A 16,709-nucleotide genomic window follows, 5' to 3' on the forward strand; every position below is an offset into this window, starting at 1 on the left:
TGGTATAGGAACCTCAATATTACGAGTTTGCCTCTTTCTATTAAATACTTATCTTCAATTGTCAACAGACCCTAGCCACCAACCCAGCAGCCAGAGCATTCTCTAAAAATAGAAAAGCGCAATCGCCATGGATGTTTCAACAGAAAAACCGGACAAGCACCCCACGAAGAAAACTGTTCATGGGGAGTTACCGCCAAGCTGGGTTCGTGTTGTCATCGTCTTGCTATTGCTCATTTCGTTACTTGTATCATCACTATCAATTCTCGCTCTGCTCTACCAAAGCGGTGATCTCTTAATTCTAGCCAAGGAAAATGCCCGGGCAATGATTGGTATTCCATGGGCAGGAGGCGCAGCATTTATAGTCGTCCTAGTCTTGCGCACCTCTTTCGGGGAAATCGACTTTAAGTTTCTTGGAATGTCATTCGCAGGCGCATCAGGGCCTATTGTTATGTGGGTTTTATGTTTCTTGGTAGAAGTTTATGCTATCCAACTACTGTGGGAAACATGATAATTACAATTATGGGGTTACTGTTCCACACTCGGAGAAATATTTAGGTCCAGGTTTGATTCAGGCGATTCGTAAACAAGCCCATTCGGACAATTGATATGAGAATACAGTACCCCATTTTGATCGAGAAAGGCACTAAAGGCAACGCGTGGGGAGTTATCGTTCCGGATCTGCCTGATTGTTTCTCGGCTGCGGATGCAGCGGGCATGAACCGTTCCGCATTCCTGACTGAAGCGGCAATCAGAAAAATGTCCTCGTAAGCCGCGCTCTTTGTTAGATTTCCGGACTGAACGAAGAGATGCTCAACAGTTAGGTGGACTAGTTCAGGTTTTCATCCAATTTACTTAATACACACCATCCGCACCTGATGAATATCGGTAATTCCCTGTAGCACCTTCTCGATGCCGTCCTGCTTCAGCGTGCGCATCCCATCGCCCAGCGCTGTCACCAGCATTTCCGCCACGCGCGCACGCTCCTGGACATTCTTTTTCAATGCATCACTGGCCGTCATCAGTTCATGCAATCCCACCCGGCCGGAGAAACCGGTACCGGTACAATCATCACAACCGACCGGCTTGCACAAGGTAATTTCACCTTTGTCATTACCGTATTGTTTAACCCAATCGTCGTGGATTGCCTTACGCGCTGCTTCCGGATCCGCTTTAAACCGATCAATATGATTCAGTTCTTCGCAATATTCCATTAATAATGCCTTGATCTCACGTTCACTGGCTACATACGATTGCTTACATTTACACAAGCGTTTCGCCAGCCGTTGCGCCAGAACGCCCAGTAGCGCATCAGAAAAATTAAAGGGATCCATTCCCATATCCAGCAAACGAATCACGGACTCCGGCGCGCTGTTGGTATGTAATGTGGCAAAAACCAGATGCCCGGTTAACGAAGCTTCGATACCGATACTGGTGGTTTCCTTGTCGCGCATCTCGCCGACCATGATGATGTCCGGATCTGCGCGCAAGAAAGACCGCATGATCACGGGAAAGGTCAAACCTGCCTTGACATTGATTTGCACCTGACGTAATCCCTTTTGTGTGATCTCAACCGGATCTTCCGCAGTCCAGATTTTGGTTTCAGGGCGATTAAGATGCTTCAAAATGGAATGCAGCGTGGTTGTTTTACCCGAACCCGTAGGACCACACACAAAAAACAAGCCATAGGGCTTACTGATGATTTTTTTCAGCTCTTCCAGGTTGCGGGCGGTAAAACCCATTTTATCCAACGGGATGGGTTCTCCAGCCGACAGAATACGCATGACAACATCTTCCATGCCACCCGCAGAAGGAATGGTGGCAACACGCAGCTCAATATCCAAGGGGGAAAATTTTCTAAACTTAATCTTGCCGTCCTGCGGTCTGCGTTTCTCGGAAATATCCAAATCACACATGATCTTGATCCGCGTCACCAGTGGATTGCGATAACTGGCTGGAATCTCGATGTAGGGCATTAATGAACCATCCTTACGGAAGCGAATTTTGGTTTTCTCTTTTCCTGTATAAGGCTCTACATGGATATCCGACACGCCCATCTTGTAAGCATCCACAATGATTTTATTGACGAGCTTGACCAGTTCATTATCCGAAGCTGCTGAAGATTCTTCTCTTTCGCTGGTGATTTCCTCAGCCGTCTCTCCTTCAAGATTAAACAGCATTTCGGTAATATTACCCGTAGCAATCTCATCCTGGCTGCCACCATAGAATTGTTCAATGGTTGCACCAAATTCACGCTTGGTGGTAACCACATAGATAATCTTGTGTTTGGGAAAAATCGTGCTCGCAATGCGCTGAGATTTAATCCACTCAGGATCCAGCGTTAAAACCACCAGGCCATCTTTCGTTTCATCAATGGGCATCCAGGCATTACTTTCCACATAATCCTTTTTTAAATTCTTAAGCAGATCCATCGGTTTGATCCGATCTTTCTTAAAAGGCTCATAACGAGTATCAAAAAATGCAGAAAGCGCTTTACCGATGAGTGGCAAACCAATCTGCAGCTCGTCTACCAGTACATCTTCCAGGTCACATCCTTTCTTGCGCGCAGAACGCGTGGCCAATTCAAGTTCAGCTGCGGAAATCACCGCATCGAAAATCAGATAATCATATTTTGACTTGGGTACTTGAGCGGATTTTGAACGTTGTTTAAATACCGTTGTTGCAAGCACCCGGCAGATTTCAACCACACCGTCAACAGCGATTGCTGTAAATGGCTGCCCGCCTTTATGATTGATAACCTGAACCACGCCCATTAATTCTTGGGTATCCTCACTCAGAACCGGTGCAACGAGCATTTGTTTGGTACGATAACCGGTACGCTTTTCCGCTTCATATGAAAAAGTAATCAATGTATTGATCTTCTTCAATTCACTTTTGTTGTAAACATCCTCAATATTGACAACTTCCTTCTTCAAACTCACGTAACCTGTAATCGTACTTTCAAGCACCGGCAATTTCAAATCTTGAATCGAGTCGAATCCTGTTTTAACCCGGGTGGTCAGGAATGCTTGATCCTCACTCAGGGTATAAATAATCAGCCGGTCTGCATTGAACAAAACACACAGATCCTTGCTCACTTCCAGCATGATCTCATCCATATCACTGGCAGCATGTATCTTACTGATAGCTGATTGTAGATTTCCGGAAAAACTCGCTTCACTGTTATCCGTAGCATCGTTTCGCATCAGTGTTGTAGTGGTTGTATTCATGACATCAATTCTCCAGAATTCCCTAAAACTCAAATAACTGATTTTTCTCAAGCTTACGCGGATTAAATTTCGCCATACACTGCTGTATTTCATTCATGGTTATTTCAGCTTCACCCGGCTTCAAGTGAGAGATAAATATTTCAGCATTTCGTTCGAGCTTCTCCAATTCCTCTGCCAGCAAACTGGGACAAAAATGCTTGGATCTAATGGCAATCTCTCTTTTCTGATTGCAAAAAGCCGATTCAACGATGAGATACTTTAAATTCTCAATCTTATTGACGACAACCCATAACGCATCATTGGTTGTCGTATCCCCGGTAAATACAAGACTGGCTCGGCCTGAATCCAACTGATAACCGACCGCTGGAACAGCATGATTTGCGGGCAATGGCGTAATTCTGCGTTCCTTCAGACTGATGGTATTATCCAGTGATAAGGCTTCATAGCGCATATACGGTGAGCAATCATTAGGAATTTTTGTAAAATCCGGCCATAGATGCCAATTAAATAAATGCTTTCGCAAACTATCCAATGTCGCTTGCGTCGCATGGATCGTGATGGGTTTGGCTCGTATAGAACCAACCGTATCAACCAGAAAAGGAATACAAGCCACATGATCCAAATGTGCATGCGTGACAAAAACATGATCAATTTTGATCATTTCATCCATACTCAGCGTGCTCACGCCAGTTCCCGCATCGATTAAAACATCATCATCCAGCAACATGGCACTGGTCTGCGCACCGTCCCCTATCCCGCCGTCACATCCCAAGATTCTGAGCTTCAATCTATTGGCCTCAGAAAAATAGCTTACTTAACCAATAAAACCGGAATATTTGATAACTGCATGACTTTACTAGTCACCGATCCCAGTAGCAGGCCTTGTATATTCCCTTTTCCACGTGGCCCCATGACAATCTGATCATAGTGCTTCTCGGCAGCAAAGCGGACAATCATTTCAGCCGGATCGCCGACAGTAATATGATACTGGTAGGCAATTCCAGCTTGAGTAAGTAAATCGCGGGCATTCTGAAGACTTTTCAACCCTTCTTCCTGATGATATTGTTTGATATCCGCCTGATTGATAAATAATGACACATTGCCATCCAGTGGGTGCTGAACACTCAGCAAGTGAAGCTCCGGTTTTTCCTTATACCAATCCAGCAACTGAATGAAGTCAGTCACTGCTTGACTGGAATTATCGGAACCATCGACAGGTAGTAAGATTTTTAACATGATCAATCTCTCAGTTTCATATATCGATAAGCAAACAATTACTGTTTGGGAGCTGTGTCGTCGACCAGATCAATCACTGGCTTGACTTTAACTTGTTGCCGGGCAGCTAATACTTTGCCCGCAGTAATTACAATTAATGCAGCAGCAACCGGTGCAATCCAATGCAAATACTTCGCTTGTGTACTGACCCATTCTTTGGTAACCACATCAGTCACCACCATGTCACCGGCAATCCATCCTAGCAAACCGGCACCAATGACAATCGTTACCGGATAACGATCCATGATTTTCATCACCAATTGACTACCCCATACAATGATGGGCACACTGATCACCAAACCAAAAATCACCAGACCGATATCGTCCTTGGCGGCACCGGCAATGGCAATCACATTGTCCAGGCTCATCACGGCATCAGCCACAATAATGGTTTTGATAGCGCCTACCAAAGTTGTACTGGCATCAACCTCGTGTGCGCCTTCCGGTTCAGGTTGCAGTAATTTGACGCCAATCCATATCAGTAAGGCCGCACCGACAATCTTTAAGTAAGGCACCGCCAACAGACTTAATGCAAAAAAGATCAGTACCACACGTAACGTAATGGCGCCGAAAACGCCCCAGAAAATTCCCAGCTTGCGTTGCTGTTCAGGCAACCGCCGACAGGCAAGCGCGATCACCACTGCATTATCTCCACCCAGCACAATATCAATCGCAATGATTTGCAGGACAGCAATCCAGAATTGCGGACTATCAAAACCCATTTAATTTTTTCCTAACAAAAATACAATCCAATCAAAAGAAACATCACCTTAGTTTCAATAATACTTACTACGTTCCAGTCTCAACCCCTATGAACTTCAGCAGTTCATCTTTTTGCTGCAATGTATCGTTATAACCCAATTCTATTAAATCCCGGCAAAAAGGCGCCTCAAATAACACATAACTTAATAAGGTCGACCCATTAGGTCCCATTGCACCGATCGCACGATAGAGATAACGCATGATCCACGGTAAGGTATACGCATATTTTTGTGCAATTTCGTTAATACCCTCGCTGGGCGCTATCATCATTGCTTCAACGGGACGCAGCGATATATTTTTTTCCTTAATCAGCTCGCGGGGAATCAGTTTAATTGTTTCGTTAATGCGCAATAACCGCTCCAGATCAACATCCAGGCTATCGACAAATATACTGTTCAGTGCATGACCGGCAATCTGCGCAAAAGGCGGATAACTCGTAGCGCTGACACGTTTGGGTTCATCCGTGACCGGTTTACGTACACCAATAATCAGCACCTTATCGGCTCCCAGATGAAGCGCCGGGCTAATCGGCGCTAACTGGCGCATTGATCCATCGCCAAAGAATTCGCGATTCAATTTCACGGCGGGAAAAATAAAGGGTATCGAGGAAGACGCCATCAAATGCTCCGCGCCAATATCCACGGGAATACCTAATCGTTGCGCTCTTTTCCACGGCAATACTTCTCTTGCTGCCTGATAAAAAGTCACCGATTGCCCCGAGGTATAACCCCATGCGGTCAACCCCAATGCATGCAATGCGCCTGAACGAATAGCATATTGAATAGAACGAAACGAAAAGCGACTTTTCAGTAGTGCTGCTAAGGGTGCGTTATCCAGTAAAGAAATCGCATTATGCTGACCATATTCAGTCGATACTAATGACAATAGACAGCGTAAAGTATTATGCATCACGCCTACAAAGTCTGATCGATAAATCTGGTCTACATGGAAATTTGACCAAACAGCTTCGAGTTGCTGCACGCCTTCTGCAAAATTATTCGCTGAAACCGCAATGCTGGCTGCGTTAATGGCGCCCGCTGAGGTTCCACAAATCACGGGAAAGGGATTGCGTGTCTTATCGGGCAATAATTCAGCAATCGCCCGCAATACACCTACTTGGTAAGCTGCTCGCGCCCCACCACCGGTTAGAACCAGCCCAACCTTCGGCATGGCTATTGTTGTATGCTGCTCATACACGGATACGGACTAAGAATTCTGCTTGCACTTTCTCCAACGCATCCCGCAAGGTTTCTTCAGGTAAACTATTCAAAGAGCTTGATAGCATCTTTGCCGCCTGACAGGCGGAATTCGGCAATACCGTGCTGTCCAGATTGGCAACAAAAACCGCGGCAGCTCCTGCAGCATTCAATAAACTTTGGCGCTCATTCATTAATATTTCCACTTCTTCTCTTAACATGAAAATCTCTTGTTCTTTCAGTATAGTATTAGGCATATGATGATCTCTTATGACATCGAAACAGTGTGCAACTTGTCAAGCACTATATCAGAACTATAATTCATTTAAGTTTTGAACTCTGTGCTGTTTGCCACCTTTTTCTATCATTTCCAGAAGCAACCAACCATTCAACCACACTATCTATATGATGAACAATCACTTATATACTACACTATATCCGGAAATCGCACCTTATCGGCAAGGATCACTCCCCCTGGACAAGCTACATACCATGTACTGGGAAGAATCGGGCAATCCTTCCGGCATACCCGTGGTATTTCTTCACGGCGGCCCTGGCGCTGGCGCAACACCAGCGCATCGGCGCCTCTTTGATCCGGCATATTATCGCATTGTCATTTACGATCAAAGAGGCGCGGGGCGCTCAACGCCACTGGGTGAAATACGCGATAATACAACGCCTCATTTGATCAATGACTTGGAAGTACTGCGGCAACATTTGGCAATTGAGCGATGGCTGGTATTTGGCGGTTCCTGGGGTAGCACACTGGCCCTTGCCTATGGCGAAGCACATCCTGAACGCTGTTTGGGTTTTATTCTGCGCGGAATTTTTCTTTGTCGCACAGAAGAGATTGACTGGTTTCTGTATGGATTACGCAATTTGTTCCCGGAAGCCTGGCGCGAATTTGTCGCGCCACTATCAGCCACAGAACGCAATGACATTCTTGCCGCTTACTACCAGCGCTTAATACATCCTGATCCGGCCATCCACATACCCGCCGCACGTACCTGGAGCACTTATGAAGGCTCCTGCTCGACACTATTGCCGAATCCAGCCACGGTCAGCTATTTTGCCGGTGACACTGTCGCACTGGGACTTGCGCGCATGGAAGCCCATTACTTCAGTCACCATATTTTCTTACCGGAAAATTCATTACTGGATAACGTACACAAACTGCACAGCATTCCCGCCACCATCGTGCAAGGCCGCTATGATGCGGTTTGTCCGATCATCAGTGCCGACGACTTACATCGTGCGTGGCCGCAGGCTGAATATATCATCATTGACGATGCAGGTCATTCCGTCTGGGAACCCGGCATACAAGCTGCGCTGCTCAAAGCCACTGATCAATTCAAAACACGTAGTGACTGACAGATCGGGGCAGTGATGCAAGACTAAAGAACAGGCGAAGAAATGCAGTTTATGCGTAATAAAGAGAGCACTCTTAGCCTGTTTTAGCACCGTAGCGGCAACGCAGATAGTTTTTCAACTGCCTGCTAGAGATGCAAGCCGCACTCGGTTTTAGGTTTTCCCATCCAGCGGCCGCTGCGGCCTTCGCCTTTCACCGTACAATGCGTGCATCCAATGGAAGAATAGCCACCTTCCACTAACGGATGAAATGGCAGATCATGCTCACGAATATACGCGTCACGCTCTTCACGCGTCACATCAATCATCGGGTTAAACTTAATAATCCCACGACGCTCCTCAAAAATATCCAGGCCCGCACGGTGGTCTGTCTGCCAGTTCATCAGGCTTGATACCCAAATATCGTAATTGGGTTTGATCGCTTCCAGCGGATTGATCTTGTTAATGGTGCAGCAAAAATCCGGATCCGTTTCATACAGCTTTTCTTTTTCACTATATTGATGCTGGTAATCATCCGCCTTCAGATCTTCAACTCTCAGATGGTAGAGCTTGATCAGATAATCGCGATACATCAGGGTTTCCGGAAAATGAAACCCGGTATTAATAAAAAAAATAATCTGTTCCGGCCGGATGCGGGAAATAATGTGCAAAAAATACGCAGAGGTTGCCGCAAAGGAGGACGTCACCATGATTTTTTCAGGCTTGAAATCGGTGTAAAGCTTATGCAAACGCACTTCAAAATTGAGTGGCCGGTAACGCTCATTCAATTCACTGATAGCTTGCGCGCTTAAACCTGCAGTGTTACTGGGACTTTGAACTACGGATGCTACTTCGGACATAAGGAAATACTCATTCGTTAAATAATACAGAATATGTATGGATCGATTTAGATTTGCTCACGACGTGACCGGTTAATTATAAGTGCCTGAAATGACACGAACACCGAGTGGACAACAGATTCATCAAGTAGTAGTGCAAGGTGAGGAAACATTCATCTTTTTTCTCTCTGCAATCTACCGAGTATTCAGTAGGTTGTCAAACACGCTGAGTCACTTTTTCCCGATAATTTCCCGATTCAGATTGCTAATTTCTCAAATTTCGGCTTACCACCACAATTCGCGAAACTTTAATGATACTGCAACAACGCTGACATCAGCATGTCATCAGGGATTGCTAGCATGTCGACAGCATAAATCGAATGTTAGTTGGTACGGCTTATGCGCACACAATCGATACATTTATGACCACATCAGCGGTTGTTATATGTCACGTGTTACTTACAAATAATATATTAGAGGCCACTTATGAAAATGCAAAAAATATCATCGTTGTTAGTACTTGCTGCATTGTGCTTTATCAGTTTCAACGTCATGGCAGCATGCGCGCCACAAGTCCAGACTAAATTAGCCGCAGCGCCCTATGATACTTTGAATGCAATACTTACTCCCGCCAAGGTAACCAGCTTCAGAAACAAACTGAGTGCGGTTAAAGATCAACCTACTTACGCAACCCTGCTCACCGAAGCCAATGCAACAGCAGCGATCATTGCCAATGGTCGTGTCGTCGTTACACTACCGGACGGAACCGTAGTTGTGGATACTGCCAAAGGTGCAACTAATACATTTGCTAATTTTGAAGCCAAAGCAATCAATGAAAATCACAATACCCGCGTTGCTATTTTAGATGCTCAAATCTATGACTGCGGCGTCGGTTTGGAAACCAAAACCAGCTCGACAACAGGCGTTTCGGAAGTTTATCTGGCTAAACGCCTCGGTGCCTATCTGGATAGCGTCGGAACAGTCAGACTGTCACACAAATAAAAGCTGATTAAGGTAATAACCTCGTTATTCAGCTCGAAGTAGTGGGTTGCCATCCGGTAACCCACTGAGTTTTTCCGCGGCAATAAAACGAAATTTGAATTTCCAGAAGACACACCTCCGATTATTTCATCCATAGATTTCCGAAATAACCACCTATTTCCATCATCCAGGCAATCCCCAGATGTACGGCCAAACCGCCCACGATGGATTGTGTTCTATGGGCAATAATACCCAGTATCAATCCACCGAAGAAAGAAGAAATACACTCGAACAGAGGCTTGCCGAAATGAATGCTGCAGTAAAAGGTGGCCATTGGCAAAATAGCGGCCGGCCCGGCATAACGGACAAACGCAAGTACCAAAAATCCGCGGAAGAATAGTTCGATGGTCACAAAATCAATCCCGTAACTGATCTCATACAGCAGCTGATATCCCAGCAGATTGTCTGTGTATGGCGCAATAAAAGCGATTTGCTTTAATCTGGGATAGGCACTCAGAAAATCGGCTTGCGTACTGGCAAAAACGATCAGCGGCACCATCATAGCCAGCATCCACAAATAGGGGCGCCACCGCAAACCCTGAACAGTCATGCCCCAGAAGCTCTGTTGGGTAGGCAGTATCTTATATAAAACGATTAATGGAATCAGCACGACCAGGAGTTTAAACGGCAGGGTGGTAATCACGGTCAGATAATTACCCCACATCCCTTCCATGATATTTTCCAGTGGATTGGCAACGCTCACTTTTAATGCAAATACAGCAGGCGCAATCACAAGTAACAGCCCAAACACTGGCGTGACAATTACCAATTGCCGTCTGAGTGCGATGGCAAATACATAAGGAATGATGAAAGCACAGCAATAAACCAAAAATAGCGCAATGAATTGCTCAAGCCGGGAATCAAGACCGGCGATGATTTCACGTTCGATACCCAGTTGATAGTTCAGGGCGATCAGAATGCCCATCCATACACTGCAAAAAAGTAACAGCCATTTATCAATCGCTAAAACATATTCGCGCAGATACGTCAGGATAACCGTCATGTGAAGGAAATTATTGGCAATGACAAAATTCTGATTCAATCTCAGATTCAGTTTTCAAATTTGGCAGCAAACGGATAGGATGTTGATGATACTCATGATCAAATTGTAGAATCATTGATCCTGAATGACCTCACGATAAATCGCTTGCATCACGTCATTATTGTATTCCTGAATCAGAATCTGCGACCTAAACAACGCCTTGAGTTCAACCAGGCTGATTACAATCAGTAACAACACCCCAATGAACGCCATTCCGGTGAATAATAAAACTACGCCAAGCAGAAATATGCAAAGATTAATTGAACCCCGGATCCATTTCCCCAGATAAAAATGATGCAACCCGGCAATGAACAAATAGTTCAATGTGGCATAGGTATCCGGATCCTTCAGATCCTTTTCCACCCGTTTGAAAAATAGTAATCTTTTTTCGTCGGGTAATGCACGCACCAGTTGCCTGATACGCTCTTCATCTTCCTGAATCGCTTCTTTCGTTTTCATACAGTGACTCAGCGAGCCAGCGTGATGATCACGGCCTCACGTTTCCAGAAAAGTAAAAAACGCTTCTGCTCGACAAACTGAAATACCAACGTCCAACCATCCGCGGCTTCTTTGTTGAGAGTTACTTCCAAGCGCTTGATTGGAATACCGGATGCCCCCAGAAAAACCGTTCCCAGTCCTCCTTCAGTCACATATAACACTTTATATTCCTTATAAGCCATTATTTCATCCCCTTCGATTTAATCAGATTTATACCTAAAGCTTATGCGCTGCAACCAATCGATCCATGATACCGAACAACAAACCCATACATTATACCGGCTCAAACTTCTCTGCATTTCTGATAAATCATTTTCCTAATTCAGAAATTGTCTGTTGAAGCATGAAGGGGTAAACTTCCGATACATTTCTGTTCATTTCTTAGTTGAAAATAGAAATTTAATTTTAAAACTGAATACAGGAGTTTTTTTGATGGAAAGAATTGTCAAGTTATCTGTAATATTTTCAATATTTTTCTTTTTCTCTACTCAAGCAGCCGCTCAAGCGGGCGCTTCCGATAGCTATTTTGGAAACGCGAGCGAGAAATTTGTCAGTGGCATTGCAAATGCAGCTACCGGTTGGATAGAGTTACCAAAAAACATTATCCTGACTTCACAAAAAGAGGGACCGCTTTACGGTATTACAATTGGAACCGCAATGGGCGTTATGCACACAGTCGGTCGTAGTCTAGTGGGAGTGCTGGATGCGGCTACTTTCTTTATTCCAACCAAACCATCCGTTAATCCGCCATATATCTGGCAAGATTTTTCGAGAGAAACTTCTTATTAATGTAAAGATTTTTCTTTCTACGCAACATATAAAAATAGAAAAACGCCGCTTGATCACATCATGCGGCGTTTTTTAATGGTTTTCTAAAAAATCCTAACGTTGCGCTTCAAGCGCTGCAATTCTTTCTTCTAATGGCGGGTGTGACATAAACAAGCTTTGAATGCCCGAACCGATGCCGCCGGAAATGCCGAAAGCAGCGAGTTGGTCTGGTAGGTGCACTTGTTGACTGGTTAATTGCAGACGTCGCAACGCGGCAATCATCTTATTTCTACCAGCAAGGCTCGCGCCACCGGCATCTGCACGAAATTCACGCTGACGGCTAAACCACATTACGATGATGCTGGCCAATATTCCCAACACAATTTCCGCAATGATGGTGGTAACCCAGAATGCAGGGCCGTGACCATTCTCAGTTTTGAATATCACGCGATCAACCGTATGACCAATGACACGCGATAAGAAAATGACGAACGTATTGACCACGCCCTGTATCAGCGCCAGTGTAACCATATCGCCATTGGCGACATGACTGACCTCATGCGCCAGAACCGCTTCAGCTTCGTCCTGACTCATGGTATTGAGTAAGCCCGTACTCACAGCGACCAAGGCATTATTTCTTGACATACCGGTGGCAAAAGCATTGACATCCGGTGCATCATAAATAGCCACTTCCGGCATATCAATACCGGCTGCCTTCGCCTGACGTTGTACAGTAGTTACCAACCAATGTTCTTGTGCATTGCGTGGCATCTCAATGACTTGCGCGCCAGTAAATCGTTTTGCTGTCCATTTCGACATGGCAAGCGACATGAAGGAACCACCAAATCCAAAGACCGAAGCGAATATCAATAAGGAATTGATATTCAGGCCGGTGCCCTGTTCATCCAGGATTCTTTCAACGCCCAATAATCGTAAAGTAATGCTTAAAACAACAATAATGGCCAAGTTTGTCGCTAAAAAAAGCAGTATTCTTTTCATTGTGTTTTACTCCATGTTCTCAATAATCCAAACAGATCGTTACATAAGATCCAATTAATTATTTTCAAGGCAATCAAGCCTGAATTTTCTTGCCAGATTGAATAATTTTTCTACACTGATGTTGGAAGTATGTATTGGATACTCGCATCCATCCGCATAAAATTAGGTACAGAATTCCAAAGAGAGTTCAGGTAGAACAAGGCCCATCAGAAAGATATTGATTTTTTTAGGTAGCCTAGAATTGCCTCGGCAGGAAAATAAGATGTACGATTGCTACTGAATAGTCATATTGACTGACAAGTCCAGAACTAAGGCTGTGCGCCTTTAACAATCTGGAATAATATTTCATTTTGTTTCGTCATGCCGAGATCGCTGCGAGCACGTTCTTCAATTGCTTCAAGGCCTTGTTTCAGATCGTTAACCTCTGCCTCAAGCATATTATTGCGATTTTGCAACATCAAATTGTTCTCACGTGCCGCAGTCACTTCCTGTTCCACTTGCCAGACTTTTTCCCAGCTTGCTTTGCCAAACCACAATGGGTATTGCATTAAGGCAATCAACAAAAACAGTATAAAAGCCAGCAGTTTCATTATTTGAGTTGATAAAATGCTTTCCGACCTGCATAGTTTGCCGAATCTCCTAAATCTTCTTCAATACGTAATAATTGATTGTATTTGGCAAGACGATCGGAGCGGGATAGTGAGCCTGTTTTGATTTGTAATGCGTTCGTAGCAACGGCGATATCTGCAATAGTGGTATCTTCGGTTTCTCCGGAACGATGCGAAATGACGGCGGTGTAGCCGGCACATTTTGCCATTTCAATCGCAGAGAAGGTTTCAGTTAATGTACCGATTTGATTGACCTTGATCAGTATGGAATTGGCAATGCCGCGATTGATTCCTTCTTGCAGGATTTTTGCATTGGTGACAAATATATCATCACCGACGAGTTGAATCGATTTTCCTAATTTATCAGTGAGTAACTCCCAACCATTCCAATCATGCTCACTCATGCCATCTTCGATGCTGATAATGGGATATTTATCGACCCACGAGGCAAGATAGTCAACAAATTGCGCCGGCGTCAGGTGCAATCCATCCGATGCCAGATGGTATTTACCATCCTGGAAAAATTCGGAACTGGCGCAATCAATGCCGATGGCGACTTCTTTACCCGCCTGATAGCCTGCTTGATCGATGGCTTGTACAATCAATTGCAACGCTGCTTCATTATTAGCCAAATTAGGCGCAAAGCCGCCTTCGTCACCAACGGTTGTGGGCATGTTTTTATCGTTGATGAGTTTCTTCAGCGCGCTAAAAACCTCTGCGCCACAGCGAATGGCATCATGAAAATTTGCAATCCCCAAGGGAACGATCATGAATTCTTGCATGTTGATATTGTTATTGGCGTGCGCACCGCCATTAATCAGGTTCATCAGTGGCACCGGCATCGACATCAAACCGGCACCGCCTAAATAACGATATAGTGGCAGTCCTGACTCTTCCGCAGCGGCTTTGGCAACCGCCAGTGATACCGCTAAAATTGCATTGGCACCCAGCCTGGATTTGTTCTCAGTGCCATCCAGATTGATTAATTCTTGATCAATGAAACTTTGATCAACAGCATCCAGCCCCATGAGTGTTTCAGAAATTTCGGTATTCACATTTTCTACTGCTTTCAATACCCCTTTACCTGAGTAGCGTTGTGCATCCCCATCTCTCAGTTCTACCGCTTCCCTGGTTCCAACGGATGCTCCGGAAGGAACAGAAGCACGGCCTAACACGCCTGACTCCAGCAATACGTCTGCTTCAATGGTTGGGTTGCCGCGAGAATCAAGAATTTCACGGGCGATGACATCTACTATTGCACTCATGCTACATTTTCCCTGTTATTTAGTTAGTGTTATTTCTGCTGCTGCAATTACGATAAATTTAATATCTTAGTTAAAAATGGCTGTGTTCCAGATGATTAAAGTCACATGCGAAAAGTATTTATGAATTATTGCGCACGGCGTGTAATTTTTCATCACTGACATATTGGCGATTATCAGAAAAACGGATGGCTGCTTGCACATAAGATTTGAATAGCGGATGGCCCAGTCGCGGCGTAGAAGTAAATTCAGGGTGGAATTGACAACCCAAAAACCACGGGTGCTCGGTCTCAGGCAGTTCTATCATCTCACACAGACTTTCTTCCTTGGATAAACCGCCAATACAAAGCCCTGCTTTTTCCAATTTGGGAATATAAATACTGTTAACTTCGTACCGATGGCGATGACGCTCGATAATTTTATCCGCGCCATAGGTTTTCCAGGCTAACGAGCCTTTTTTCAGAAGACATTCCTGCCCTCCCAATCGCATACTGCCACCAATATCAGAATGTTCATTTCTGGTTTCGATGTGTCCATCCCGGGTACGCCATTCAGTAATCAATCCTATCACCGGATAGGGGGTTTCAGGATTAAATTCAGTGCTGTGAGCCCCTTTCATGTTGGTTTTATTACGTGCATATTCAATGACAGCCAGCTGCATTCCCAGGCAAATGCCTAAATACGGAATACGGTGAGTGCGCGCAAAATTGATGGCCATGATCTTGCCTTCCACGCCCCGCTTACCGAAACCGCCAGGAACCAGAATTGCATCCATATGGATTAAACAATCAGTGCCTTCTTTTTCAATATTCTCAGAATCAACATAAGTAATATTGATCTGACTGTTGGTATGGATACCGGCATGAATCAACGCTTCCGATAATGATTTATAAGACTCGGTTAAATCGACATATTTACCGACGATTGCAATATCGACGGAAAATTTGGGGTATTCCAGTGCATGTACCAATTTTTTCCACACACTCAAATCTGCAGGCTTGGCAAGGATATTCAGCTTATGACAGATGATTTCATCGAGCATTTGTTCATGAAGCAATGCCGGGATTTTATAGATACTGTCTACATCGATTGCCGAGATGACAGCTTCTTCCTGCACATTGGTAAAAAGCGCTATTTTTCTACGTTCTTCCTTAGGTAATTCACGGTCTGAGCGGCACAACAGGACATCAGGCTGTATGCCGATTTCGCGCAGTTCTTTGACAGAATGCTGTGTGGGCTTGGTTTTTAATTCACCGGCCGAACCAATATAGGGTAATAGCGTCAGGTGAATAAAACAGGTGTCATGACGCGGATGCTGTACAGCCATCTGACGAATCGCTTCCAGGAAAGGCAGTGATTCGATATCACCCACCGTACCACCGATTTCGATAATCGCAACTTGTGCATCACCCACACCGGCTTGAATATACCGTTTTATCTCATCCGTGATATGGGGAATGACCTGTACTGTGCCGCCGAGATAATCGCCGCGTCTTTCTTTGCGAATAACACTTTCGTAAATTTGGCCCGTGGTAAAGTTATTAAGCCGGGTCATGCGCGTGCTGATGAAACGCTCATAATGACCCAGATCAAGATCGGTTTCAGCGCCATCTTCCGTCACAAACACTTCACCATGTTGAAACGGGCTCATCGTGCCGGGATCCACATTAATGTAAGGATCCAGTTTCAGCATAGTGACTTTAAGCCCGCGCGTTTCAAGCAGTGCGGCCAGGGACGCGGCAGCAATGCCCTTACCCAGGGAAGATACAACACCGCCAGTTACAAAAACATATTTGGTCATAAGTGACTACAGTAATCAGAATAACGCAAAGAAATCATCAGATC

At 44.9% G+C, this 16,709-nt stretch carries 19 protein-coding genes; 5 read left to right on the forward strand and 14 right to left on the reverse strand.

Annotated elements, in window-relative coordinates; genetic code table 11:
• Positions 1–127: 127 nt before the first annotated feature.
• On the forward strand, positions 128–508 hold the full coding sequence (locus tag Q0K92_RS06130) for a hypothetical protein (RefSeq protein WP_297324927.1): 381 nt from the start codon (positions 128–130) through the stop codon (positions 506–508).
• Between the two features lie 98 nt (positions 509–606).
• Positions 607–768: a type II toxin-antitoxin system HicB family antitoxin gene (locus Q0K92_RS06135; protein ID WP_297324928.1), complete on the forward strand. Its 162-nt coding sequence runs from the start codon at positions 607–609 to the stop codon at positions 766–768.
• Positions 769–848: 80 nt separating this feature from the next.
• On the opposite strand, the gene Q0K92_RS06140 is transcribed toward Q0K92_RS06135, so the two are convergent.
• The 6 genes from Q0K92_RS06140 to Q0K92_RS06165 form a co-directional block, all read right to left on the reverse strand.
• Entirely contained in the window at positions 849–3,227 is a 2,379-nt protein-coding gene (locus Q0K92_RS06140; protein WP_297324929.1) for a GspE/PulE family protein, read from the reverse strand.
• A gap of 22 nt (positions 3,228–3,249) precedes the next feature.
• Complete coding sequence (locus tag Q0K92_RS06145) at positions 3,250–4,014, reverse strand: 3',5'-cyclic-nucleotide phosphodiesterase (RefSeq protein ID WP_297324930.1); 765 nt, start codon at positions 4,012–4,014, stop codon at positions 3,250–3,252.
• 23 nt (positions 4,015–4,037) lie between these two features.
• On the reverse strand, positions 4,038–4,463 hold the full coding sequence (locus Q0K92_RS06150) for a universal stress protein (protein ID WP_297324931.1): 426 nt from the start codon (positions 4,461–4,463) through the stop codon (positions 4,038–4,040).
• 38 nt (positions 4,464–4,501) lie between these two features.
• Positions 4,502–5,224, reverse strand: a complete 723-nt coding sequence (locus Q0K92_RS06155; RefSeq protein ID WP_297324932.1) for a TerC family protein — start codon at positions 5,222–5,224, stop codon at positions 4,502–4,504.
• A gap of 67 nt (positions 5,225–5,291) precedes the next feature.
• On the reverse strand, positions 5,292–6,434 hold the full coding sequence (locus Q0K92_RS06160; RefSeq protein ID WP_297324933.1) for a patatin-like phospholipase family protein: 1,143 nt from the start codon (positions 6,432–6,434) through the stop codon (positions 5,292–5,294).
• A gap of 19 nt (positions 6,435–6,453) precedes the next feature.
• Positions 6,454–6,717: a hypothetical protein gene (locus Q0K92_RS06165; RefSeq protein ID WP_297324934.1), complete on the reverse strand. Its 264-nt coding sequence runs from the start codon at positions 6,715–6,717 to the stop codon at positions 6,454–6,456.
• Between the two features lie 151 nt (positions 6,718–6,868).
• Between Q0K92_RS06165 and pip the strand changes: the two genes are divergently transcribed.
• Positions 6,869–7,831, forward strand: coding sequence for a prolyl aminopeptidase (pip, locus tag Q0K92_RS06170; protein WP_297324981.1), 963 nt, complete (start codon positions 6,869–6,871; stop codon positions 7,829–7,831).
• A gap of 125 nt (positions 7,832–7,956) precedes the next feature.
• On the opposite strand, the gene Q0K92_RS06175 is transcribed toward pip, so the two are convergent.
• Positions 7,957–8,667, reverse strand: a complete 711-nt coding sequence (locus Q0K92_RS06175; RefSeq protein ID WP_297324935.1) for a phosphoadenylyl-sulfate reductase — start codon at positions 8,665–8,667, stop codon at positions 7,957–7,959.
• Between the two features lie 465 nt (positions 8,668–9,132).
• On the opposite strand from Q0K92_RS06175, the gene Q0K92_RS06180 reads away from it, so the two are divergent.
• Complete coding sequence (locus Q0K92_RS06180; RefSeq protein WP_297324936.1) at positions 9,133–9,648, forward strand: hypothetical protein; 516 nt, start codon at positions 9,133–9,135, stop codon at positions 9,646–9,648.
• A gap of 121 nt (positions 9,649–9,769) precedes the next feature.
• Here Q0K92_RS06180 and Q0K92_RS06185 read toward each other — a convergent pair whose 3' ends face one another.
• The 3 genes from Q0K92_RS06185 to Q0K92_RS06195 form a co-directional block, all read right to left on the reverse strand.
• Positions 9,770–10,729, reverse strand: coding sequence for a CPBP family intramembrane glutamic endopeptidase (locus Q0K92_RS06185; RefSeq protein ID WP_297324937.1), 960 nt, complete (start codon positions 10,727–10,729; stop codon positions 9,770–9,772).
• 72 nt (positions 10,730–10,801) lie between these two features.
• Positions 10,802–11,188, reverse strand: a complete 387-nt coding sequence (locus tag Q0K92_RS06190) for a TM2 domain-containing protein (RefSeq protein WP_297324938.1) — start codon at positions 11,186–11,188, stop codon at positions 10,802–10,804.
• An 8-nt stretch (positions 11,189–11,196) separates the two neighbouring features.
• Positions 11,197–11,409, reverse strand: coding sequence for a DUF4177 domain-containing protein (locus Q0K92_RS06195; protein ID WP_110339375.1), 213 nt, complete (start codon positions 11,407–11,409; stop codon positions 11,197–11,199).
• A 154-nt stretch (positions 11,410–11,563) separates the two neighbouring features.
• Here Q0K92_RS06195 and Q0K92_RS06200 point away from each other — a divergent pair, with 154 nt between their 5' ends.
• Positions 11,564–12,016, forward strand: coding sequence for an exosortase system-associated protein, TIGR04073 family (locus tag Q0K92_RS06200; RefSeq protein ID WP_297324939.1), 453 nt, complete (start codon positions 11,564–11,566; stop codon positions 12,014–12,016).
• Positions 12,017–12,109: 93 nt separating this feature from the next.
• Here Q0K92_RS06200 and htpX read toward each other — a convergent pair whose 3' ends face one another.
• From htpX to Q0K92_RS06220, 4 genes are all read right to left on the reverse strand, one after another.
• Positions 12,110–12,994 (reverse strand): protease HtpX, encoded by an 885-nt coding sequence (gene htpX / locus Q0K92_RS06205; protein WP_297324940.1) that lies wholly within the window; start codon positions 12,992–12,994, stop codon positions 12,110–12,112.
• A gap of 308 nt (positions 12,995–13,302) precedes the next feature.
• Positions 13,303–13,584, reverse strand: coding sequence for a cell division protein FtsB (gene ftsB / locus Q0K92_RS06210; protein WP_297324941.1), 282 nt, complete (start codon positions 13,582–13,584; stop codon positions 13,303–13,305).
• Positions 13,584–14,867: a phosphopyruvate hydratase gene (gene eno / locus Q0K92_RS06215; RefSeq protein WP_297324942.1), complete on the reverse strand. Its 1,284-nt coding sequence runs from the start codon at positions 14,865–14,867 to the stop codon at positions 13,584–13,586. The genes ftsB and eno overlap by 1 nt, the downstream gene beginning before the upstream one ends.
• Positions 14,868–14,985: 118 nt before the next feature.
• A complete protein-coding gene (locus Q0K92_RS06220; protein ID WP_297324943.1) occupies positions 14,986–16,665 on the reverse strand; it encodes a CTP synthase in 1,680 nt (559 codons plus the stop codon).
• Positions 16,666–16,709 lie beyond the last annotated feature (44 nt).

The organism is Nitrosomonas sp. (assembly GCF_024282095.1).
Taxonomy (GTDB): Bacteria; Pseudomonadota; Gammaproteobacteria; order Burkholderiales; family Nitrosomonadaceae; genus Nitrosomonas.

Coding starts and splice junctions, on each gene's coding strand:
- Q0K92_RS06130 (WP_297324927.1), top strand. CDS start 128: ATGGATGTTTCAACAGAAAAACCGGACAAGCACCCCACGAAGAAAACT.
- Q0K92_RS06135 (WP_297324928.1), top strand. CDS start 607: ATGAGAATACAGTACCCCATTTTGATCGAGAAAGGCACTAAAGGCAAC.
- Q0K92_RS06140 (WP_297324929.1), bottom strand. CDS start 3,227: ATGAATACAACCACTACAACACTGATGCGAAACGATGCTACGGATAAC.
- Q0K92_RS06150 (WP_297324931.1), bottom strand. CDS start 4,463: ATGTTAAAAATCTTACTACCTGTCGATGGTTCCGATAATTCCAGTCAA.
- Q0K92_RS06155 (WP_297324932.1), bottom strand. CDS start 5,224: ATGGGTTTTGATAGTCCGCAATTCTGGATTGCTGTCCTGCAAATCATT.
- Q0K92_RS06160 (WP_297324933.1), bottom strand. CDS start 6,434: ATGCCGAAGGTTGGGCTGGTTCTAACCGGTGGTGGGGCGCGAGCAGCT.
- Q0K92_RS06165 (WP_297324934.1), bottom strand. CDS start 6,717: ATGCCTAATACTATACTGAAAGAACAAGAGATTTTCATGTTAAGAGAA.
- pip (WP_297324981.1), top strand. CDS start 6,869: ATGAACAATCACTTATATACTACACTATATCCGGAAATCGCACCTTAT.
- Q0K92_RS06175 (WP_297324935.1), bottom strand. CDS start 8,667: ATGTCCGAAGTAGCATCCGTAGTTCAAAGTCCCAGTAACACTGCAGGT.
- Q0K92_RS06180 (WP_297324936.1), top strand. CDS start 9,133: ATGAAAATGCAAAAAATATCATCGTTGTTAGTACTTGCTGCATTGTGC.
- Q0K92_RS06190 (WP_297324938.1), bottom strand. CDS start 11,188: ATGAAAACGAAAGAAGCGATTCAGGAAGATGAAGAGCGTATCAGGCAA.
- Q0K92_RS06195 (WP_110339375.1), bottom strand. CDS start 11,409: ATGGCTTATAAGGAATATAAAGTGTTATATGTGACTGAAGGAGGACTG.
- htpX (WP_297324940.1), bottom strand. CDS start 12,994: ATGAAAAGAATACTGCTTTTTTTAGCGACAAACTTGGCCATTATTGTT.
- ftsB (WP_297324941.1), bottom strand. CDS start 13,584: ATGAAACTGCTGGCTTTTATACTGTTTTTGTTGATTGCCTTAATGCAA.
- eno (WP_297324942.1), bottom strand. CDS start 14,867: ATGAGTGCAATAGTAGATGTCATCGCCCGTGAAATTCTTGATTCTCGC.
- Q0K92_RS06220 (WP_297324943.1), bottom strand. CDS start 16,665: ATGACCAAATATGTTTTTGTAACTGGCGGTGTTGTATCTTCCCTGGGT.